Origin of the sequence: Actinomadura sp. RB99, assembly GCF_014706005.1 — a bacterium.
Lineage (GTDB): Bacteria > Actinomycetota > Actinomycetes > Streptosporangiales > Streptosporangiaceae > Spirillospora.
Genome location: NZ_JABMCA010000157.1, coordinates 1 through 3,196 on the forward strand (window position 1 = coordinate 1; position 3,196 = coordinate 3,196).

The following is a 3,196-nucleotide window of genomic DNA, read 5'->3' on the forward strand; positions in this document are numbered from 1 at the left end:
CGCGGGCGGCCTCGGCGGCGCGGGCCCCGGCGGCCTCGGCCGCGCGCATCGCCTCGGCGGCGCGGGCGGCGCGCTCCTGCGGGGACTCGGGCGAGGGGCTGTCGATCTCAGGTGGGGTGTCGGTCACGGGCTTCCCGTCGCGGCTTCTCACGGTTGGCGGTGGACCGTCCCGAGCGTGCCACGGACGGCCCGCCCGGTCACGGAGGCGGGCACGAGAGGGGCGGTCGCGGGGCGGGCGGTCACCGGGCGGGCGGTCACGGTGCGGGCGGTCACGGTGCGGGCGCGGTCACTGGTGGGAGGGGGACATGTCGGAGACGTCGTCCAGGGCGGCCCGGATCTCGTTCGGCAGCGTCAGGTCCTCGCTGTCCAGGATGGCCCCCAGCTGCGCGGCGGTGCGGGCGCCGACGATCGGGGCGGCGACCCCGGGCCGGTCCCGGACCCAGGCCAGCGCCACGCTGAGCGGCGACACGCCGAGGCCCTCGGCGGCGGTCACCACCGACTCCACGATCCGCGCGCACTCCTCGTCCAGGTAGGGCTGGACGAAGTCGGCGAAGCGCGGCGCGGCGGCCCGCGACCCGGCGGGGATGCCGGTGCGGTACTTGCCGGTGAGCACACCCCGCCCGAGCGGCGAGAACGGCAGCAGCCCGGCGCCGGCGTCCAGCGCCGCCGGCACCACCTCCCGCTCGATGTCGCGGCTCAGCAGCGAGTACTCCAGCTGCGCCGACACGATCGGGGCGCGCCCCGGCCAGGCGCGCTGCCACGCGGCGGCCTTGGCCACCTGCCAGCCCGCGTAGTTGGAGACGCCGACGTAGCGGGCGCGGCCGGACGCCACCGCCTCGTCCAGCGCCGACAGCGTCTCCTCCAGCGGCGTCGCCGGGTCGTAGACGTGCAGCTGCCACAGGTCGACGTGGTCGAGGTCCATCCGGTCCAGGGACGCGTCCAGGGCGCGCAGCAGGTGCCGGCGGGACCCGTCGTAGCGCCCGTTCGGGCGGATCGCCGCCTTGGTGGCGATGACGAAGGCGTCGCGGTCGACGACCTCGCGCAGCAGGGCCCCGAGGATCCGCTCGCTGTCGCCGTCGCTGTAGACGTCGGCGGTGTCCACCAGCGTGCCGCCGGCCTCCGCGAACGCCACGAGCTGCTCCGCGGCCTCGTCCGGCTCGGTGTCCTGGCCCCACGTCATGGTGCCCAGCCCCAGCCGGGACACCAGCAGCCCGCTCCGCCCGAGGTGACGCTCCTTCATAGGCGGTCAATCTAGCGGTCATCGCGGGCGCCCCACGGCGCCGTCACGATCCGCGTCCGCCCGGTGACGTGCGCGAAGGCAGGTGTACGGCAGGTGACGGGAACATGAGCATGATTCGTCCCGGCAGTGGCCGAAAAGGGTGTTCTCGCAGGTGGGGCGGGCGCCGGGCCGGACGGCGGCGATGCGCGGGAACCGGGGCGCGGCGGGCGGCGGATACGCTTCACCGGGATCGGCGCCGTGGCCGATCTCGCATTCGGAGGGGACCCGCCGCTCGTGAACGTCGTGGAAGCGACCGTGCTCGGGATCGTCCAGGGACTCACCGAGTTCCTGCCGATCTCCAGCTCCGGTCACCTGCTCATCGTGCCGAAACTGCTCGGCTGGAAGGACCCGGGCGCGGCCTTCACCGCCGTCATCCAGCTCGGCACCATGGCCGCGGTCGTCATCTACTTCTGGCGCGACCTCGTCCGCATCCTGACGACGTGGACGAAGAGCCTGTGGACGCCGGAGCTGCGCCCCCGGCAGGACGCGCGGCTCGGCTGGTACATCGGCCTCGGCACCGTCCCGGTGGCGGTCATCGGCCTGGCCCTCAACGGCTTCATCGAGGGCGGCGCGCGGAACCTGTGGCTGAACGCGTCCTCGCTGATCGTCCTCGGCCTGCTGCTGATGGTCGCCGAGTGGGCCGGCATCGGCAAGCGCGAGGTCGCCGACCTGAACATGCGGGACGGCCTGATCATCGGCGGGTTCCAGGCGCTCGCGCTGATCCCCGGGTCGTCGCGGTCGGGCTCGACGATGACCGGGGCGCTGTTTCTCGGGTACACCCGCGAGGCCGCCGCCCGCTACTCCTTCCTGCTGTCGATCCCGGCGGTGGTGCTGTCGGGTCTGTTCGAGCTGCGCAAGGCGTTCGACGGGTCGCTGCAGGTCGTCCCGACCGCGATCGCGACCGCGGTGTCGTTCGTGGTCGGGTACGCGTGCATCGCCTGGCTGCTGAAGTTCCTCACCCGGCACTCCACGAACGTGTTCGTGTTCTACCGGGTGGCGCTCGGCGGCGTCCTGATGGGCCTGCTCGCGGCCGGCGCGATCTCCGCGACCTGACCCGCCCGCCCCCGGACCCGGCCACGGCCGCGCTCCGCGGGACGGACGCGCCGCCTGACCCGCGCGAAGATCCTCAGGGGATCTGTTCCGGCGGGTCACCGCCGGGCTAAAGTGCCGGGCCATGGCACCATCCCCGTACTCGATGCACTCGCCGGAGGGCGCCGGCGGGCCGTCCGCCGACCCGGTGTTCGGCGCCGGCCCCGGCGACGACCCGGGCTACCTCGCCTCGCTGCGGGGCACGACGGTGCTGGGACGGATGCGCCTGATGATGCTGGTGCTGGTCGGCGCGCCCGTGCTGATCCTCGCGCTGACCCCGCTGATCGTCGACAACCGCGGCGGCGCCGCCGGGGACGCCCCGCCGTGGATCTACGCGCCGCTGCTGCTGGCGGCGGCGGTCGCGGCCCTGGCCGGCCCGCGCGCCCCGCTGGCGATGGCGCCCGGCGCCGAGCCTCCGGCGGCGGCGCGGCTGGCGCTGACGCAGTTCCGGCAGGCGGTGCTGCTGCGGTTCGCGCTGGCCGAGGGCGTGATCCTGCTGGGCCTGCCGCTGGCGATGATCGGGCACGCCGTGGTGGTGTTCGTCGCCGGGTTCGTCGTCGGCTACCCGCTGCTGCTGTGGCTGGCGCTGCCGACCAGGGGAGGGGTGGAGCGGCTGCGCCGCCGGCTGGAGGCGCAGGGCGCCGAGTCGCACCTGTGGGCCGTGCTGCTGGCCGCGCCGCCTCCCGAACTGCTCTCCGGCCGGATGCCCGGCCAGGACGCTTCCTAATGCTGTTGTCAAGCCGCAGCGGTGACCGGTGGTGTGAGCTGATAGCACCGTCCGTCACGCAGAAGTGCCCACAGAACGTTCACTCGTCGGCGGGCCAGGGC

The 3,196-nt window shown here is 74.4% G+C and carries 3 protein-coding genes; 2 read left to right on the forward strand and 1 reads right to left on the reverse strand.

The features are described 5' to 3' along the window. Window positions 1-286 precede the first annotated feature (286 nt). Window positions 287-1,240, reverse strand: coding sequence for an aldo/keto reductase (locus amrb99_RS49140; protein ID WP_190868987.1), 954 nt, complete (start codon window positions 1,238-1,240; stop codon window positions 287-289). 237 nt (window positions 1,241-1,477) lie between these two features. Between amrb99_RS49140 and amrb99_RS49145 the strand changes: the two genes are divergently transcribed. Together amrb99_RS49145 and amrb99_RS49150 are read left to right on the forward strand one after the other, a co-directional pair. Continuing rightward, window positions 1,478-2,332, forward strand: coding sequence for an undecaprenyl-diphosphate phosphatase (locus amrb99_RS49145; protein ID WP_347257206.1), 855 nt, complete (start codon window positions 1,478-1,480; stop codon window positions 2,330-2,332). Between the two features lie 121 nt (window positions 2,333-2,453). Beyond that, a complete protein-coding gene (locus tag amrb99_RS49150; protein WP_190868988.1) occupies window positions 2,454-3,095 on the forward strand; it encodes a hypothetical protein in 642 nt (213 codons plus the stop codon). The last annotated feature ends 101 nt before the right edge of the window (window positions 3,096-3,196 follow it).